This is a genomic window from Mucilaginibacter inviolabilis (genome assembly GCF_011089895.1).
Classification (GTDB): domain Bacteria; phylum Bacteroidota; class Bacteroidia; order Sphingobacteriales; family Sphingobacteriaceae; genus Mucilaginibacter; species Mucilaginibacter inviolabilis.
In genome coordinates, this window is the sequence record NZ_JAANAT010000005.1 from 1 (window position 1) to 19420 (window position 19420).

Sequence of the window (19420 nt, forward strand, 5' to 3'; positions counted from 1 at the left end):
CTCTCTCAGCGTCTCCGCTTTTTTCCTTCCTTCGTTTCGGGAGTGCAAAGGTAGTAACCTTTTTCTTATTTGCAAAACTTTTTTTTCTTTTCTTTATTCTAAGTTTTGACCGCCTTTTCTCTCCTCTTCTCTTCCTTCTTGGCGGGCTGCAAAGGTGCGAATCTTATTTTAATTTATCAAGTGAGATTTTCACTTTTTTAAACTTTTTTTTATTCGCTAAATCTTCAAAAAACAACACCCTTTTTCCTTGAGCGGCCACAAATGTACAGAGAAAAACACTTACGCTCCAAGAGAAATTTTGAAATAATTAAAACTATCTTACAACTACCTGTAAACTACCCCTAAATTCATTCATAACACGCCAGCATCAGCTTATAATAATAGCATTTACCTAATTTGTATATTTGAAAAGTATATGAACAAGTACCCATTTCCCGAAAACTTCCTGGCCTCTTTAAGCGCAGAAAACGGATTTGATGAGCCAAATTTTATCAAAGCCCATGAAAATTCTGAGGCTCCTACATCTATAAGGTTAAATCCTTTTAAGCCTTCGGCCTTAAAAACGGGCGCTCAAGTGCCCTGGTGTGCCAAGGGTTTTTATTTAGATACCCGCCCATCCTTCACTTTCGACCCACTTTTTCATGCCGGATGTTATTATGTACAGGAAGCATCGTCTATGTTTATTGATCATATCATGAAACACATCAGGCAAAATAAGGAGCAATCTGTAAAAGTGCTTGATCTTTGCGCAGCACCGGGTGGCAAAAGCACCCTGCTTAATTCGGCCATCGGGACCGACGATCTGCTGGTGGCAAATGAGATCATCAAAACACGCGTACCTATATTAACAGATAACCTGAGCCGATGGGGACAAAGCAACGTTATTGTTAGTAATAATGATCCGAAAGATATTGGCCGGCTGAAAAGCTTTTTTGATATTATCCTGGTTGATGCCCCCTGTTCGGGCTCTGGCATGTTCCGGAAAGACCCGCAGGCGATGAACGAATGGTCTGAGGCCAACGTCAATCTCTGCCATCAACGGCAGGAACGCATCCTGGCTGATATACTCCCCGCCTTAAATGAGGATGGCTACCTCATATATAGTACCTGCTCCTACTCGCACCAGGAAAATGAGGATATACTGGATTGGCTGTGCCAGGAATTTGATCTCGAAAGCATCCGCATACCTATATATAAGGAGTGGGGTATTGTGGAGGCCGAATCGCCGCTGCAGAAAGCATGGGGTTACCGCTTTTACCCGGGCCAGGTAAAGGGCGAAGGTTTATTTGCATCATGCCTGCGCAAGCGAAACAATACCGGCGAACTTCCATCTGCAAAAAATAACAGTCAGCAGAAACTAGCGGCCAGGGAAATCGACCAGGTAAAAACCTATGTCAACAATTCAGATGATCACTACTATTTTAAAGTGAACGACGATTGGCTTGCCATTCATAATGCACATAAGGAAAGTCTGAATATTTTGCACCGCCATCTATATCTCAAAAAATCGGGAGTACGTATGGGTAAGCTGATGGGAAAAGATCTGATACCCGATCATGAATTGGCCTTGAGTACTATTATTAATAAAGATGCTGTTCTACAAACCGAACTTAACTATGATCAGGCTATCCAATACCTACGCCGCGACAACATTGATTTGAATCCCACCCAAAAAGGCTGGAGCCTCATGAATTTTGAAGGCCACTCCCTCGGATGGGCTAAGTTGCTACCCAACCGTATCAATAATTATTATCCGAAAGAGATCAGGATATTAGCCCCCCAACCCCCTAAAGGGGGAGCTTTTGATTAACATGATCTGTTTAAACAAAAAGAGACACATATTAATGTGTCTCTTTTTGTTTCTATTCATATAAATATATAAAGTAACCTGCTAAGAGTTCCCCCTTCAGGGGGCTAGGGGGCTTCAGCTCAATACCCATCTATAGATAGCAGCACCAGTGTACAGGCATTTTCAGTTTGGATTCCTTTTTCATTGGCCAGGCGGCGCAGCTCAGCGTTTTCGGTACCCGGATTAAATATGATGCGTTTGGGATGGGTATCTAATATATAGTTATATAGTTCCGGTTGGTGCTGCGGACCCACATATAAAGTTACCGTATCAATATCGTGGTGGATGGTTTCGGGCTTTTCGATAGGTACACCAGCTACCTCGCCCGTTTTTATCCCTACGTTTACAATGGTGTGCCCTTTGCTTACCAGTCTGTTCGAGGCCAGGTAAGCGTATCTGCTGGGATCAGGCGTAGCGCCCAATACCAATGTTTTTTTATCAGCCATATATTATTAGGTGATTACACCGATTATTTTTTGATTTCACCGATAATCAGTGCAATCTTATTTAATCGGTGAAATCTTAGTTTGTAATTATCCTTTTTAGTAACGCTATCTGGCCCGAGTGATAGATATGATGCTGTATCAATCCGTTGATCAGTTCTTCATAGGTAACACCCATTCCTAATTCGCGATCTCTTTCGTCGTTTGTTGGCTCATTCCATTGATCCGGAGGGAAGTTTTGGATGATGCCAATCAAATTTACGTTAACCAGTTTCAAATCTTCAACATAATTCTGCCATTTTTGCTCATCAGGTTTACCTATCGGTGGCCAGTCGCCGCTGGTGGGTATGCCCGACGGCAGGCCGTTCATCCTGTCCATCACCTCCTCTGTCCAGGCAATCATGTGCAGTACTATTTCGGCTATGTTATGTACCGAGCCCGGCGGTTTTTCGTACGCGGTTTCAAAACTGATGCCTTTTAATATAGTATAAACCGGCGAACCATACCAGGGATCGCCTGACAATACATTTTGCAATTCGTGCGAAAGATTTTCCGAGGTACTCATGCTAATATTTTTAAAGTTGCCAAAGCGCAATTGATCCCATCAATAGCAGCAGAAATAATGCCACCCGCATAACCAGCGCCCTCACCACAGGGAAATAAACCCTGAACCTGCGGGTGCTGCAGCGTTTCTTTATCGCGCGGAACTTTTACCGGCGATGAGGTACGCGACTCCACTCCTACTAATATAGCTTCATTAGTATAATAACCTTTCATTTTTTTACCAAAAGCAGGCAATGCTTTTTGCAGGCGTTTGTGTATCCATAAAGGCAACACTTCTTTCAGCTCGGTACTCCTGGTTCCGGGCAGATAGGAGTTCATCGGCAAATCTCGCGACAGTCGCCCTTCTACAAAATCAACCATGCGCTGGCCAGGAGCTACCAGGTTACCGCCGCCCGCTACAAAAGCAGCTTTCTCAATTTCCTGCTGAAAGCGCAGCATCTTAAACGGATCGGTATCATCACCGGCCACATCTTCCATATTGATCTGCACCACCGTTCCCGAATTGGCAAAAGGATTATTCCGTTTAGATGGGCTCCAACCGTTCACCACAATTTCATTGGCTTCGGTTGCACATGGTGCAATAATTCCGCCGGGACACATGCAAAAAGAAAATACGCCCCTATCCTCCACCTGCTCTACCAGGTTATAATAAGATGGCGGCAGATCCGGTCCGCGATATTCACAATGATATTGGGCCCGGTCGATAATTTCCTGCGGATGCTCTATCCGCACCCCCAGCGCAAAAGGCTTGGCCTCGATCAATATATGCTGATGATGCAGCATTTCAAAAACATCACGCGCAGAATGGCCCGTAGCCAGTATCACCGCGTCGGCTGTCAGCTTTTCGCCATTAGACAGCTTTACGCCTTTTATTTTGCCAAACTCCACCAGCAAACCGGTTACTTTGGTATCAAACAGGATTTCGCCACCCGCGTTCAATATCGTCTCGCGCATGGCAGTAATAATTTGCGGCAGCTTATTGGTACCGATGTGCGGCCGGGCATCTATCAATATATTCTCCTCGGCACCATGTGCCACAAACATTTTGAGCACCTGGGTCACATCGCCGCGCTTGGTTGATCGCGTATATAATTTACCATCGGAGTACGTACCTGCGCCACCCTCGCCAAAACAATAATTTGATTCTGGATTGACCAGTCCCTGCTTATTAATATTCGCCAAATCTCGGCGACGCTGTTTCACATCTTTACCACGCTCCACAATAATAGGCTTTAGTCCCGATTGGATACATTGCAACGCTGCGAATATCCCAGCGGGCCCGGCACCTACAATAATAACGGGCCTGCCGAACTGCACATTGGCATAATTAACGGTAAATATTTCGGGCTGATAAGGCTCTTCTAAAAACACCTGCACCTGCATGCGGTAAACTACCTTACGACCGCGCGCATCGATAGATCGTTTTAAAACTTTTACCGCCGAAACTTTCTGGGGTTGAATATTCAGGGAAGCCGCCGCCAAACGGGTTATTACGGCCTCGTCTTCCTGCTGCCCGGGAGGGCATACTATTTCTACTTCTTTGATCATGTTTTAAGCCGGGTTCTTATCCCGGAGCTGTACAAAGGTAAGGAAAAACGAAACGGAAGACGCATGTGATGCGTCTCTACATTTGCTTTTTTGTAGAGACACATTACATGTGTCTCTGATCAGGCATTCTCCTCCCCCTAAAAGGGTGATGCTCGCTAAATCGCAAAAAATCAAAACTGTTCGCCCGTGCACATTAACCGTCCGCTATCGAACAGTTTGAAAGTATCATAAAAATTTATTTAATTGAAAATCAATAACTTATATTATGGCATCCATATTGGCATAGGCTCATTGTAAAAATAACAACACAAAATGAATATCGCCGAAGACCGCTTGATGACCCTATGGGAAGGATGTTTGAAAAACGACCGCAAGCAACAGGAACAATTATACCGGATATTAGCACCAAGAATGCTGGCAGTTTGCATGCGTTATGCAACTGATAAAGACGAAGCGCAGGATATACTGCAGGAGGGATTTATAAAAATGTTCAAAAACATGAACAACTATCGGGGCGATGGCAGCCTCGAAGGATGGATCCGCCGTATTATGGTACACTGTGCCATATCACGTTACCGCAAATTAAAACCCATGGTTTTGGTGGAAGATTTTTCTGCAGAAAGCAGCATGCCCATGAGCAAATCATATAACGATAACGGACTGGAAGCAAAAGACCTGATGAAACTGATCCAAAAGTTGCCAAAAACTTACCGTTCTGTATTCAGCATGTATGCTATTGAGGGCTATTCGCACCAGGAAATTGGCAGTTCATTGGGCATGACAGAATTATTATCACGCACTACCTTATACCGTGCACGTAATATTTTAAAAGACATGATCGGTCAGCTTACCATGCGCGAGCAACATTGCCTGGCAGGGTAACCAATCCCTTACCCTGCCTTTATTAAACTCCCCAATCATCCGCAGAGAGGTTAATTTAACTTCTCTTCTATATATACTTATCACCGCCGCAGTTCAGGCATCCCGCCTGAACTTAACCTTAGTAAGCAATAAAAGCCTATCCCATAATCACCATACTTGTTTGTCATCCTAAGAGGTATCCTCTTATCCCATTTAATTTTAATATACAATGTCATTGCTGAGCATAGCGCGGCAATCTAGTCGCGTTTATCTACATGTGAGGAGATTGCTTCGTCCTTCCTCCTCGCAAATGACGCGTGGTGGGATGCAGCCACCACCCACTTGAACCCACACCAGTATCAATCCCGATATAATCACATTACCTTTGAATGTAAGCTGTTTTTATTGTAATTTAGCCATTGCCGCCAGCTAAATAGCGTAATATTTTTGGGGGCCAGATTATAAATACAATACGGGTACTTAAGTCCTAATAGTAAGTACTGATCAACATGAGATTTTTTGTTTCGGGAATAATTTCGGTTATTTTTTTTAATATACTATTGATATCACCTGTTCGTGCACAATCATACGGGCTTGGTTTTTATAGCCATGAAGTAGTACAGGATAAGCGCACCACCTTAAACCTGGGCATCAGCAACGTTGCTGCTAAAGACAATCTCGAAGTATCTTTCGATCTGTCGTTCATCCCCAATCAGCAAATATACTTTGGCTACATGCTCCGACTGGTGGGCGACGATAAGCAAAACATCGATCTGGTTTATGATAACCAGTACAATACCAAACATTTTAAGATCATCATTGGCGAAAAGCTTTCCAAAATATCATTCAATATCGGTGATATAGAACTGCTTGATAACTGGAGCAAACTCAAAATATTTATTGATTTTAAGAATGATAAGCTCATCGTATCTGCCGGCAAAGCATCCTACAGTGAAGCAGGCGTGCATCTGAAACAGAGCTCAAACTATAAATTGCTGTTTGGTGCCAATGCCTACCGGCAATACCAAACCACCGACCTGCCGCCCTTTAAACTGCGCGATGTAAAGATAAAACAGCAGGACAAACTGCTGTGTTGGTGGCCGCTGAACGAGTGGCAGGGCGATGTAGTGCACGAAACCGTTAACGAGAACAACGGTACGGTTACCAATCCGCTTTGGATCAAAGCGCGCCATCGTAACTGGCAAATAGAAAAAGAATTTAGTGTGAAGGGCGATGCCAGTTTAGCTTTTGATCCGGCTACCGAAACAGTTTATGTGATCGCTGCCGATTCTTTGATTTCCTATTCGGTTAATAAATTAACCCCTTTAAAAAGCGAAGCATATAAAACCGGCAGGCAGCAACTTATCCCCGGCGATCAGGCCTTGTTTCATAATGGTAAGCTGTATTACCTTTTTATCGATCAAAAAGCTATCGCAACTTATAATATCACGGATCAGCACTGGGATAAAACCTTTAAAAATATGCCCCAGGAAACCAATACCGGTCACCTGAATAAATTTTTCTGTGCAACCGACTCATCGGTATACACTATTGGCGGCTACGGGCAGTTGGTTTATAAGGATAGTGTGAAACGATATAATGTAAACACCGGTACCTGGCAGGAGATCAAAACCAAAGGCGATGTTTTTACCCCGCGCTATATGGCCGGTTTGGGGGTTAACGCAACAGGTGATACAGCATACGTGATAGGTGGTTATGGCAGCGCTTCGGGCCAGCAAATTGTGAATCCGCGTAACCTGTATGATATGATGCAGTTTAACGTAAAGACTAAAGCGTTTAAGAAATTATTTAATATCAGTGTTAAAAGTGAAGACTTTGCATTTGCCAATTCGCTCATCATCAACAGTAAAACCAGAGCTTATTACGGACTCATCTTTCCGCAGCACAAGTTTAACTCCAACCTGCAGCTCATCAAAGGCTCATTAGATAAACCTGCTTACCAGTTGGTAGGAGATACCATCCCATATTTGTTTCATGATGCCCGGGCCTATGCCGATATTTACTACTGCCCGCATAGCAATAAATTTTTAACAGTTACCCTTTTTAAGGATAAGGATCAAACCCGGGTTAAGGTGTACTCGTTGTTAAGTCCGCCAGAACCGTTGGATAATCCGATACTGAGCGAGGCCGGTATCAACTACCTTTTGTGGATAAGTGGCCTGTTTGCAGTAGGTATAGGTGTAGCAGTGGTAATAATGGTTCGCCGTAAAAAGAAGGCGCGGCGACAACCATTATTACCACAACCTGTGGCGGAGGTGCCTGTTCCACATTATCAGGAACAAGCAGAATCGCCTATTGAACCCGACCATGATAACAAGCTGAACAGCAATAAAAACGCGATATTTTTATTTGGCGACCTGCAATTGTTTACACCCGAGGGGCTCGAAATCACTAAATATTTTACACCGCTGCTTAAAGAACTGTTCCTGGTTATTTTGCTGTATTCGGTAAAGCTGGGCCGGGGAGTAAGTTCCGAAAAGCTGAACGAGATATTGTGGTTTGATAAATCAGAGAAAAGCGCGCGCAACAACCGCTCGGTAAATATTGCCAAGCTCAAATCGCTGCTGGATAAAATGGGGCATTGCCATCTGTCGAAAGATACCGGCTATTGGAAAATTGAGATCGATTATAACCAGATCATGGTCGATTATCACAATTACCTCAACATCGTATCCAACAAAAGCAAGCTCAACAAACAAAAGATCATCCAGCTTACGCACATTACCCAACGTGGTAACTTTTTGTCAAACATTGAGTACGAATGGCTGGATGCCTTTAAATCAGAAGTATCCAACGAGATCATCGACTCCTATATCCAATTCGCCGGGTCGGTTCAGATTGCCGACGACGCGGAATTCCTGATTAAACTGGCCAACGATATTTTTTACTTCGACCCGGTAAATGAGGATGCCATGATACTGAAATGTAAGGCCCTCTCATTCCTGGGCAAACATTCGTTGGCCAAAAATACCTTCGAGAATTTCAGCAAAGAGTACAAAGTAATTTACGGCGAAGGTTTTGAACGCGATTTTCATTCGATACTGGAATAGGGCTTAATTATTGAATTACCGAATTTTCTTTCCTGCCAGCAGAAAGAAATAATACGCCTTTCCCTCGCAATAACGTGGTTTTTGTTTTTTCTTCCCACCCACTAATGAACAAGTAAACCAATGAGCCAAATTAGAGGCGTTTTTTTTATATTTGCAAACTTGCTGATATCAGTTAATCCGGGCGGTCTGCTCTGCCGGTGATATCAGAAAGTTGGCTTTACAGCCGGTAATTTTTAACAACACCAGAACAATGCAAGCTCAAATTGATCAGTATACAGCCGAAATAAACGCTTTTTCGCCAGCTAATGCCGATGAACTGGAAACATTCCGCATCAAATTTTTAGGTACCAAGGGAATTATAAAAGACCTTTTTGAGCAATTTAAAACCGTTGGCCCCGAAGAAAAACGCACTTTTGGTAAAGTACTTAACCAGTTTAAGCAACTGGCCGAAGCCAAATATAACGAGCTAAAAGAGAGCTTTGACTCAGGACTTAAAACTCAGGATTTAGGACTTGATCTTACTTTGCCCGGTGAAGATTTTGCTGTTGGCTCGCGCCATCCGCTGTCGCTGGTACGCAATGAGATCATTGATATATTTAAACGCCTGGGTTTTGTGGTTGCCGAAGGACCGGAAATTGAAGATGACTGGCATAACTTCTCGGCCCTGAATTTCCCGGAAGAGCATCCCGCGCGTGATATGCAGGATACTTTCTTTATCAAAAAGAACAATGGTAAGGATGATATTGCTTTGCGTACCCATACTTCATCGGTTCAGGTGCGGATGATGGAGCATGGTAAACCACCGTTCAGGGCTATTATGCCTGGCAGGGTTTACCGTAACGAGGCTATATCTGCCCGTGCACATTGCTTTTTTCACCAGGTAGAAGGTTTATATGTAGATGAGAATGTATCCTTTGCCGATCTGAAACAAACATTATATCACTTTGTGCAGGAATTATACGGCGAAGGTACCAAAGTGCGTTTCCGTCCGTCATATTTCCCGTTCACTGAGCCATCTGCCGAGATGGATGTTTCCTGTACCATTTGTGGTGGTTCGGGTTGTAATATGTGTAAGTACAGTGGTTGGGTAGAGATATTGGGCTGTGGCATGGTTGATCCGAATGTATTGGAAAACTGCGGTATCGATAGTAAAAAATATACCGGTTTTGCCTTTGGCATGGGTATGGAAAGGATAGCAAACCTGAAATATGTTATCCGTGATTTGCGTTTATTTTCTGAAAATGATGTTCGCTTTTTAAAACAGTTTCAAACAGAAATACTATGAAAAAGTTCATACTGGTTATACTAACAGGGATTTGTTTGTTTTCATGCGGAAAGGGAGACCCTGTTCCAAGTATACCGGTAAACTTTCAGGCGCCTATAAATCCTACGTACAGTGCGCTGAATAGCCCGGGTGGTTATGCTGTAGTTAATGGTTATGGGGTTTCGGGGTTAATCCTTTATCACTCACAAACCCGCGGAATTGTTGCTTATGACCGGTGCAGCAGCTATCAGCCCGAAAAGAAATGCGCTGTTACCATTGATGCTACCGGCCTTACAGCTACCGATCCCTGCAGCGGATCGAAATTTTCATTAGAGGATGGTACACCGGTAAAAGCCCCTGCTACAAAGTCGCTGAGGTCATACCAGGTGATCACCACTCAGTTCACTATTCAAGTTGTTAATTAATACATGGAAGCCGATAAAATAAAAGATAGTATAAAAAGGGCGGCGCAGGACCTGTTTCGCAAATTCGGTTACCATAAGACCAGTGTTAATGAAATAGCCAAAAAAGCTAAAATAGCCAAAGCTACCATTTATAAATATTTTGATAGCAAAGAAGCAGTTTTGCATATACTGCTGATGGATTATATTAAAGCCAGTGTTGACGATCTGGTACAACACAATGCCCCGGATATTGATGAGGAAGAGTACTTGAACAACCTGATCATGAAAACCTGCCGTCTGTCGTATACCATATGTAACGAGTTTATTGGCTGGGATTTTATCAGGGAATCAACCAATTCACAGGATTTTTTAAAAAATCTTTCCAATGAATTGGAGGAGCTGCTGATGGCCTCATTTATACAATTACCGGGCATTCGTAAACATGAAACCTACCAGCAACGGCTGCGTTTTTTAATTAAATGCAGTAAAAGCATCGTGTTTAGTTTTGCTTTCACCTCGGTGAGTGATTCTGATGTACGTAAGAACTTTGTTTCCTTTCAAAAGGAGATTCTTCCATACCTGGTGAAGGCAGCTATTTCAGTTTAAATTTTTTTAAAAGAAAATATTTGGATTGTTTAATTCTTCTTTGTTACTTTGAATAACAAAGTACTTTATAGTAATATAAAAAATGCAATAAGGCCGACGGGCCTTCTTTTTGATCTTTAAACTTTGAAATTCAAAGTACTTTAAATTGAAAATACATGACCGAAAACGAATCACAAAAACACGGAATAATGGATGGACTCAAGGAGTCGATAACCGTTAAATTGCTCTTTATTGCCACACTAATCCTGTTATTGCTTATACCCTCATCGCTGGTTAATAACCTGATAAATGAACGGGCCGGCCGGCAGGATGAAATGATGCGCGATGTATCTGATAAATGGTCGGGCAGCCAGGTGATCAAGGGGCCGGTGCTGATTATCCCTTATAAGCAGGAGGTTAAGGAAACCGATGCGACAAATAAAGAAGTTATAAGGGAACATACCGGGAACCTGTACGTATTGCCTGATAATCTGCATATTAAAGCCGGGCTCAGCACCCAGATTTTGCACCGGGGGATATTTGATGTTGCCGTTTATAATTCACTGGTAAAAGTATCGGGTAATTTTTCCAAAGCCGATCTGGGTAGCTTATCCCTAACTCCTGACCAGCTTTTGCTGAATAAAGCACGGATCGTATTTAGCATCAGTGATTTAAAAGGATTGAAAAACAACCCGGTGATCAAAGCCAATGATCAAACGCTTACTGCCGAACCTGTATTTGATAACACATCGGTATTTGGCGGGGGCTTGCAGGTGGCTGTAGATATTTCGGGTGCTAAAGAAGGGAATGTACCTTTTGATTATACCTTAGATCTGAAAGGAAGTCAGGGGTTGAGCTTTTTACACCTGGGTAAAACTACCGATGTGGAAGCGAATGGCACCTGGAGCAGCCCAAGCTTTGATGGTCGTTATTTGCCCGATGAACGTGCGGTGAATAAAGAGGGTTTTAAAGCGCGTTGGCGTATGTTGTACTATAACCGCCCTTTTCCGCAACAATGGGTTAATAACGATACTTTGCTAAGTAGTAATAAAAAGCTTGACGATGCTGTATTTGGTGTAAAATTGCGCCTGCCGGTTGACCAGTATCAGAAAACCATGCGTACAAGTAAGTATGCGCTGCTTATTATTTCTTTAACATTCATCTCTTTGTTTTTAACCGAGGTGATTCGTAAACAAAGGATACACATATTTAATTATATACTCATTGGTCTTGCTATGATCATTTATTATTCCCTGCTGCTTTCCTTTTCGGAGCAGGTGGGTTATAATTATGCTTACCTCATTGCTTCGGTATCAACTATTGCATTGGTGTCGGTATTTATAGCATCTCTGTTAAAAAATAAAATGGCTACCTGGTTGTTCGCGTTTATCCTGTCGGTTTTCTACGCGTTCATTTTTGTGATCATCCAACTGGAAGATTTCGCCCTCATTATAGGCAGCATCGCTTTATTCATTATAGTGAGTATACTCATGTATTTTTCCCGCAAGATAAATTGGGATAAGCATTGATGGATAGGGGACAGATTTTCTCTGCCCCCCTGTTTGTAAAATACTGTATACCGATTTGGTTTTTAGTATAATATTTACTATGTTAGCATAATAAATTTTTTATCATGAGTCCCGAACTAACAGAATTTTCAGACATGATTGATGAGCAATTTGATATAGCCGATATGGATACCGATGATTTTGTATCCTATATTTTGAGCTTGTTCGCCTGATTGCCTCTTGTGTTTCTGATGGTCCGCTTTTAAGCGGAACGGATATTCCTTTGTCTGTTAATTCATGAATCCAAACTTTTAAATCCTAAACCTTAATCAAAAGCGAGTCGGGGAATAGCCATTTTGTTATTTTCCGGCTCTTATCCCTTTAGCCAGATGCGTTTACCCTGGGTTTACATGTTAACCCACTTTTTAGTGTTGAAATTAATTTAATATATTGATTATCAATTAAATGCGTAGATGTTAACCGTAAAAAGTGTAAACCCATGTAAACCCACTTTTTACTTATCTCTAACCTCCTGTTTTTATCCTAAATAAATACGGTTAACTTTGCACCCTGATGAATAAAGTTGCCAAACAGAAGTTTTTTGAGGATGTCCGGATCATTGATATTGCCGAAGAGGGAAAAGGTGTAGGTAAAACCGACGATTTTGTACTTTTTGTAGATAAAGCCATTCCCGGCGATGTAGCCGATGTGCAGGTTTACAAAAGTAAAAAGAACTTTGGCGAAGGCCGGATAGTCGCGCTTAAACAGCCGTCCGAATACCGGGTTGAACCTTTTTGCGAGCATTTTGGTACCTGCGGGGGCTGTAAATGGCAGCACATGGATTACACCGGCCAGCTCAAGTTTAAACAAAAATCTGTTGCCGACGCCTTGAGCCGCATAGCTAAAATTGATGTGGATGGTATCATGGATATTGTTCCGTCGCCTGAGGATCGTTATTACCGTAATAAGCTGGAATATACATTTTCTGATAAACGCTGGTTGTACGACGGCGAAAACAAAGAAGATGAAACCCTGAATATGAATGCCCTGGGTTTCCATATCCCTGGTCGTTTTGATAAAATATTGGATGTAAAGCATTGCTATCTGCAAGCAGAACCTTCTAATACACTTCGTAACAGCATCCGTGATTTTGTGATAGCACAGGGTTACTCTTTTTATAACCTGCGTAATCACGAAGGAGCCTTGCGTAATCTCATTGTGCGTACTTCGTCAACAGGCGAGGTAATGGTTATTGTAGTGTTTGCCTATGTAAGCGAAGAAGAGATCAATAAGCTAATGAACTTTATTGATGCCGGTTTCCCGGAGATCACTTCACTGCTGTATATCATCAACCAAAAAAAGAACGATACTATTTTTGATCAGGATGTGATCGCCTTTAAGGGTCCCGAATACATCCACGAGGAAATGAATGGCATCAAATTCCGCATCGGGCCAAAATCATTTTACCAAACCAACAGTATCCAGGCACTGCGCCTGTATGAAATAACCCGCGATTTTGCCGGTTTTAAAGGTGATGAACTGGTGTATGACCTGTACACCGGCGCCGGTACCATCGCTAATTTTATCGCCGGTCATGTAAATGAAGTGGTAGGCGTGGAGTATGTTCCTACCGCTATTGAAGATGCTAAAGTAAACTCGGCTATCAACAACATCACCAATACCAAGTTTTACGCGGGCGACATGAAAGATGTACTGGTTGCCGATTTTGTAGCCGAACATGGCAAGCCCGATGTGATCATCACCGATCCACCTCGTGCAGGTATGCACCCCGATGTGGTGAACCGCCTGATGGAAATTGAAGCTCCAAAAATTGTTTATGTAAGCTGCAATGCCGCTACCCAGGCCCGCGACCTGTTGGTACTCAAAGAGAAATACGATACTGTAAAAATACAACCCGTTGATATGTTCCCGCACACACAGCATGTGGAAAATGTGGTGTTGCTGGTGTTAAGGGGCAATTAGTTCATAGATCATGGTTCATAGTAAAAAGAGCTGAAAGAGAAAAATTGAGGCAATCCTTTAATTCAACGAATCAGGATTCAGACAAAAGAAATATCAACGAAATCAGAGTAATCAAAAAAATCAACGGTCAATATGCAACCCGAAGATCTGTTAAACGAAGGCAATGAAAGCCCAAAACCAGCCCAGGACAGTCCGCTGTTGAGCCTGGAACGAGAGCTTAAAATATTTAAGGAATCTATCCATGAAGTAGCTGTCGAAATTATGATGGAAGGATTATCTTCATATCCTATTTTTATAGCTCATCAGCACGAACTGAAACTAGGCGAGGTTATCCTGGACAGAAACGAGCTGAACACCGATTGGAGTATCCACGCCTCCACCCTCGAAGAATTTGAAGAGCGCGGCGTGATTAAGCCCGAACTAAAAGACCGTTTTATCAATAGCTATAAAAATCCCAACGATTTTATGTGCGTTTTTGTGGTTGTGCCCGAGGGCGCGAATTTTGTTTATTTCCCGTATGGGAAGTAGTAATTAAGCTTTTGTTGGATAGTTAATTTTCTATATTTACATCAGTAAATATATGATTCGCCAGATGTCTGAAAAGAAACTTCTCATACTAAATCAGCACCAGATAGAGCAAAAGCTCGACCGTATTGCCTACCAGATACTGGAAGATAACTTCGACGAACAGGAAATCATTATAGCAGGCATATTACCCCGTGGTAATCACATTGCCCATAGGATCAAAACTATTTTAGATGGTATCGCCCCTTTTACCAGCAAATTACTGACCATTGAATTGGAAAAACAAAGCAGTACCCTGCAGGCTAAAGTTGATTTTGATGTTCAGGAATGCAGCAACAAAGTAGTGATTCTGGTTGATGATGTACTGAATAGTGGCAAAACGCTGGCCTACGGTTTTGCCGTGTTTTTAGATGTGCCCCTCAAAAAATTGCGTACAGCTGTATTGATCGATCGTAATCATAAAAGCTTTCCTGTTACTACCGACTTTGCCGGTGTAGCCCTTTCCACCGTGATCAAAGAACATGTAGATGTAGTATTGGATGAGGATGGCCAGGAAGACGCCGTTTATTTAAGGTAATTTATTCGGTGCAAAACTTGCCTCTTGAGTATGTTTTAGCTTTGCCTCCGATTAAAACACGATCCCCGATATCAATACAAACTAATTCACCTACTCTGTCAGATAATTGGAGCGCTTTCATTTGTTTTTTATTGAGTTTATTGCTCCAGTAAGGTATCAACGAGCAATGAGCCGAGCCAGTTACCGGGTCTTCTAATATGGATGCCTGCGGTGTAAAATAGCGGGATACGAAATCGCAGTTATCGCCTTTTGCGGTAACTATAACACCACCCGGGTCAAGATTAATCTGATCAAAAAGTTGTTTATCAACTTTAATATCCCTTATTTCCTGTTCACTTTCATAAACCAAAACAAAGTCTCTTGATTTTAGCGTTGTTTTTGGCTGTATATTGAGTGCGTTTTTAATTGTTGCTGGTAACGAAGCTGGTTCTGGATTTCTCGAAGGAAAATTTAACCAATAGAGGCCATCACTTTCATTAAAAGTTACAATAAGATCTCCGCTGATAGTATTGAAAACTATTTTCTCTTCGGGGTAGTTAAAAATGGTTTTAAGCACATGGGCTGCAGCTAAAGTGGCATGGCCGCATAAATCCATTTCAATTTCAGGGGTGAACCATCGCAGATGGATCCCATGATCATTAATGACAAAAAATGCGGTTTCAGCTACGGCATTTTCTTTAGTGATATTTAAAAGTACATCATCAGTAAGCCAGCTTTTGAGCGGGACTACACAGGCTGGGTTCCCCCCAAATATTCTATCAGTAAAACTGTCGATCTGAAAAAAATCTAATTCCATTCCGTTTTATTGTTGATCAAAGTTGGGGTTCAGCCCCAGTGCTTCTTCCAATTTCTCTACAGACATGTCAATGCCTTCCACAATGTGGCTCGCCTGTAAATAAAAACTCTCCCGCTCAGCCAGTTTACCGGTTATAAATTCCACCAGTTCATCACCTTGCTTTCCCTGCAATACCGGTCGTACAGTTTTGCTATTGCTAAGCCTGTCGGCCAGGTTTTTTGGCGATAGTTTAATGTACAGCGTTTTACCGTTGGCATTCATCCATTGCATATGATCAAAAAAACAGGGTAAGCCACCACCTGTTGACACCACTACATCCTCGGGGTATTCTGTTTGTTTCAGTACTTCCGATTCCAGTTTACGAAAAGAATCTTCGCCAAAGCTCGAAAAATATTCGGCAATACTCATGCCTGCCTTTGCTTCGAGCACATGGTCGAGATCAATAAATTCATAGCCTAATTTGGCTGCCAGTTTACGGCTCCAGGTGGTTTTGCCACAACCCATAAAACCAACTAAAAAGTACTTCATGATAATATATCAGCTTAATTTTACCCGCGGATCGATCCAAACATAAATAATATCGATCAGAATACTGATCGCCACAAAAATAAAGGCGATAAAAAGGATTGATCCCATTACCACCGGAAAATCCGACATCTCCAGGGCATCAACCGTTGCCTTCCCCAGGCCATTGTATCCGAAAATATATTCTACAAAAAATGAACCCGCCAGCAATGAGGCAAACCAGTTGGCAATAGCGGTGATCACGGGGTTCAACGCGTTTTTTAAAGCATGACGATAAATAATAGCGCGGCTACCAAGACCTTTTGCTTTCGCGGTGCGGATATAATCCTGCCCCAGTACATCCAGCATGGCGTTGCGGGTGAGTTGCACAATAATAGCCAGCGGGCGTAAACCCAAAGTAACCATCGGTAATATTAAATTCCGGATGCTGATCACCTCGCCTCTGAACGGATCATAGCTGTATAAACTACCCGACATGTTGAGGCCGGTGTACTTGCTCAGCTCAAAACCAAATATCCAGGCAATAATGATCCCAGCAAAAAATGATGGTGCCGATATACCCAGTGTCGAAAAACTGATGGCCAGCTTATCAATCCAGGTATCTTTATTTACCGCGCTTAATACACCCAGAAACACGCCGATAATAATAGCAAATATCATGGCCGTGGTAGCCAGTACTAAGGTGTTGGGTATAACATCCATGAGCAAACTGGCCACATCTTTACGGGTTTGGTATGACCGCCGAAGATAAGGCCATTTCAGCGCCAGTACTTTGGTGTCGCTTACGGCAAATAGTTTGGCGTAATGATAGCGTTGCTGTTCTTCTGTATTATTTAAGTGGATGCCTACCGGCGAAAGATCATTCAGATAATAGGCAAATTGCACGGGTATGGGTTTATCCAGACCAAATTCCTTGCGTACGGCCTGTAATGATTGTACATCTGCGCGCTGGCCCTGCGTCATCCTTGCCGGGTCTACAGGTAGAATATTGAATAGGAAAAAAACCACCAGAACCACGCCCAGCATTACCGCCAGTCCGTAAAATAATTTGCGGATGAGGTAACGGATCATGGTTATTGTTGTTGAAAGTATTTTTTTACTAAAGCATCATAAGTGGGCACTGTATGATAATGCCATTTGTTAACGATAGTACCGTTTTTAAGTAGCAGCACCCCCGGGTTGGCACGTACCATTTCCTTCAGCGGAACACCATCGGCATAAAAAATTTCGGTAACCAGTTTATGAGCCTTGGCAAACGCCTCCGCGCTTTGCGCCGAATTGGATGTAAGCAATACCGTGCGGATGTTATAATTTTCGGTAGCGTTTATAGCCAGTGCGTTTAAGCGGTTAATAGCCTCTGCATTGGTTTTATCCAGATCATGAGCTACGATAACCAGACTATAGAATGGATTGGATAATAGCTCTTTAGTGTAATCATTACCCTGGCCATCCTGTATGGAAAGGTCGCGAATCTTAGGTTCGAAGCCTTTTTTAACCAGCCGGCTTTCCGGGTTGCCTACAACTTCCCAATTCGCATCCTTCCAGATATTAGTTTTCAGGTACTCCTTATCGCTCATGGTTTTGGTTTCGCCGGTCTTTTTGTTTTTAAGATTGTAGGTTACCTCAAATTCATCCAGCTTTGCGCCGGGCGGAATTTTCATTTCGTCAGGAATATTAGCGCCTATCTTATAAGGTAAAAAGTCGATGATCGGCATAAAATTATAAGTGTATATGCCAAAACCCAATGCAACAACAGCGGCCCCGATCAACCATTTATCAGCTGTTTTTGGTTTAAATATGGGCTGTATTTTTTTGCGATTGATAAAAGGCACCAATACCAGCAAAAGCAAGATCATATCCTTACTGAAGGATTGCCATGGCGTTAACGGGATAGCATCTCCAAAACAACCACAGGTTTGTACTACCTTAAAAAAGGCCGAGTAAAAAGTTAAAAAGCCAAAAAATATGATGAGCAGCAATAAACCCCAGGCTACTTTTACAGCACGAACACCGATAAGCAGGGCAAAGCCCAGAACCATTTCCAATGTGCACAGCAGTACAGCTATAGTAAGCGCAAAGCTATTGAGGAACATGATATGGAAAACCTCAAAATACTCTTCCAGCTTGTACGAAAAACCCAGTGGATCATTGGCTTTTATCAGTCCAGAGAATATAAAGAGCAGGCCAACCGCTATCCTGCAAAACCAAATAAAGCTGTTTTTCATAGTTATTATTATGGGAGTAAAGATTTTTGGAGCAAAGAGCAAGGATTTTTTCTTTGCTCTTTTTCCCAATGATCTCTGCTCTTTATTTTTTAAATCCTTATTCCAAAAGTCCTTGCTCCAAAAGTCCTATTATACTCCTAATTTTATTAAAGCAAATACTGAATAATTGAGCATGTCCTGGTAATTCGCCTTTACGCCCTCAGATACTTCGGTAAGGCCCTGGTTATCTTCAATTTGTTTAACACGCAGCAATTTCATCAGTATCAGATCGGTTAATGAGCTAATGCGCATATCGCGCCAGGCCTCGCCATAATCGTGGTTTTTGGCAAACATCAATTCTTTGGTTTCTTTTACCCGCTCGTCAAACAAGTGTTCCACATGATCGGGGGCAAGCTCCATGGCGGTTTCGGGTGTACTTTCCAGCTGCATCATGGCAATAACGCAATAGTTTACTATTCCAATATATTCGCCGGTAATGTCCTCACCTACTTTAGATACTTTTTTTTCTTCCAGGGTCCGTATGCGCTGGGCTTTTATGAATATCTGGTCGGTGATGGATTGCGGGCGCAGTATGCGCCAGGCGGTTCCGTAGTCTCGGGTCTTTTTCATGAAAAGGCCCTTACATGTGTTAATTACTGCGTCGTACTCTGCTGATGTATTAGCCAAAAGTTGAAATATTTGAATGTTGAAAC

Annotated in this window: 19 protein-coding genes; 11 read left to right on the plus strand and 8 right to left on the minus strand. The window is 42.5% G+C overall.

The genetic code is table 11. The annotated features are described in order from the left end of the window. Together G7092_RS30725 and G7092_RS26650 are read left to right on the plus strand one after the other, a co-directional pair. Positions 1–251: hypothetical protein (locus tag G7092_RS30725; RefSeq protein WP_235953950.1), on the plus strand; the 251-nt coding region annotated here is incomplete at its 5' end. A 164-nt stretch (positions 252–415) separates the two neighbouring features. Further along, positions 416–1810, plus strand: a complete 1395-nt coding sequence (locus tag G7092_RS26650) for a methyltransferase RsmF C-terminal domain-like protein (protein WP_166094593.1) — start codon at positions 416–418, stop codon at positions 1808–1810. A gap of 119 nt (positions 1811–1929) precedes the next feature. On the opposite strand, the gene G7092_RS26655 is transcribed toward G7092_RS26650, so the two are convergent. From G7092_RS26655 to G7092_RS26665, 3 genes are all read right to left on the minus strand, one after another. Then, on the minus strand, positions 1930–2295 hold the full coding sequence (locus G7092_RS26655) for a CoA-binding protein (protein WP_166094595.1): 366 nt from the start codon (positions 2293–2295) through the stop codon (positions 1930–1932). A 76-nt stretch (positions 2296–2371) separates the two neighbouring features. Further along, positions 2372–2857: a DinB family protein gene (locus G7092_RS26660; protein WP_166094597.1), complete on the minus strand. Its 486-nt coding sequence runs from the start codon at positions 2855–2857 to the stop codon at positions 2372–2374. Next, positions 2854–4404, minus strand: a complete 1551-nt coding sequence (locus G7092_RS26665) for an NAD(P)/FAD-dependent oxidoreductase (RefSeq protein WP_166094599.1) — start codon at positions 4402–4404, stop codon at positions 2854–2856. The genes G7092_RS26660 and G7092_RS26665 overlap by 4 nt, the downstream gene beginning before the upstream one ends. A 312-nt stretch (positions 4405–4716) precedes the next feature. Between G7092_RS26665 and G7092_RS26670 the strand changes: the two genes are divergently transcribed. From G7092_RS26670 to G7092_RS26710, 9 genes are all read left to right on the plus strand, one after another. Next, on the plus strand, positions 4717–5286 hold the full coding sequence (locus G7092_RS26670) for an RNA polymerase sigma factor (protein ID WP_166094601.1): 570 nt from the start codon (positions 4717–4719) through the stop codon (positions 5284–5286). Positions 5287–5774: 488 nt separating this feature from the next. Further along, positions 5775–8336 carry a Kelch repeat-containing protein gene (locus tag G7092_RS26675; protein ID WP_166094604.1) on the plus strand — a complete coding sequence of 854 codons (2562 nt, stop codon included), beginning with the start codon at positions 5775–5777 and terminating at the stop codon, positions 8334–8336. Between the two features lie 250 nt (positions 8337–8586). Continuing rightward, positions 8587–9621, plus strand: a complete 1035-nt coding sequence (gene pheS / locus G7092_RS26680; RefSeq protein WP_166094606.1) for a phenylalanine--tRNA ligase subunit alpha — start codon at positions 8587–8589, stop codon at positions 9619–9621. Then, positions 9618–10025, plus strand: coding sequence for a Rieske (2Fe-2S) protein (locus tag G7092_RS26685; protein ID WP_166094609.1), 408 nt, complete (start codon positions 9618–9620; stop codon positions 10023–10025). The genes pheS and G7092_RS26685 overlap by 4 nt, the downstream gene beginning before the upstream one ends. Positions 10026–10028: 3 nt before the next feature. Next, positions 10029–10610: a TetR/AcrR family transcriptional regulator gene (locus G7092_RS26690; RefSeq protein WP_166094611.1), complete on the plus strand. Its 582-nt coding sequence runs from the start codon at positions 10029–10031 to the stop codon at positions 10608–10610. Between the two features lie 155 nt (positions 10611–10765). Beyond that, positions 10766–12118 (plus strand): cell envelope integrity protein CreD, encoded by a 1353-nt coding sequence (creD, locus tag G7092_RS26695; RefSeq protein WP_235953951.1) that lies wholly within the window; start codon positions 10766–10768, stop codon positions 12116–12118. 552 nt (positions 12119–12670) lie between these two features. After that, positions 12671–14080 (plus strand): 23S rRNA (uracil(1939)-C(5))-methyltransferase RlmD, encoded by a 1410-nt coding sequence (gene rlmD / locus G7092_RS26700; RefSeq protein WP_202985437.1) that lies wholly within the window; start codon positions 12671–12673, stop codon positions 14078–14080. 132 nt (positions 14081–14212) lie between these two features. Further along, entirely contained in the window at positions 14213–14608 is a 396-nt protein-coding gene (locus G7092_RS26705) for a hypothetical protein (RefSeq protein ID WP_166094613.1), read from the plus strand. Positions 14609–14672: 64 nt separating this feature from the next. After that, complete coding sequence (locus G7092_RS26710) at positions 14673–15182, plus strand: phosphoribosyltransferase family protein (RefSeq protein WP_166094616.1); 510 nt, start codon at positions 14673–14675, stop codon at positions 15180–15182. A gap of 1 nt (position 15183) precedes the next feature. On the opposite strand, the gene G7092_RS26715 is transcribed toward G7092_RS26710, so the two are convergent. From G7092_RS26715 to G7092_RS26735, 5 genes are all read right to left on the minus strand, one after another. Further along, positions 15184–15978: a PhzF family phenazine biosynthesis protein gene (locus G7092_RS26715; protein ID WP_166094618.1), complete on the minus strand. Its 795-nt coding sequence runs from the start codon at positions 15976–15978 to the stop codon at positions 15184–15186. A gap of 6 nt (positions 15979–15984) precedes the next feature. Further along, the gene (locus G7092_RS26720) at positions 15985–16506 is read right to left on the minus strand and encodes a shikimate kinase (RefSeq protein ID WP_166094620.1); all 522 of its coding nucleotides are present in this window, start codon (positions 16504–16506) and stop codon (positions 15985–15987) included. Between the two features lie 9 nt (positions 16507–16515). After that, positions 16516–17574: an ABC transporter permease gene (locus G7092_RS26725; protein ID WP_166094623.1), complete on the minus strand. Its 1059-nt coding sequence runs from the start codon at positions 17572–17574 to the stop codon at positions 16516–16518. A gap of 2 nt (positions 17575–17576) precedes the next feature. Continuing rightward, complete coding sequence (locus tag G7092_RS26730; protein ID WP_166094625.1) at positions 17577–18728, minus strand: BT_3928 family protein; 1152 nt, start codon at positions 18726–18728, stop codon at positions 17577–17579. Between the two features lie 129 nt (positions 18729–18857). After that, a complete protein-coding gene (locus G7092_RS26735; RefSeq protein ID WP_166094627.1) occupies positions 18858–19337 on the minus strand; it encodes a DUF1599 domain-containing protein in 480 nt (159 codons plus the stop codon). Positions 19338–19420 lie beyond the last annotated feature (83 nt).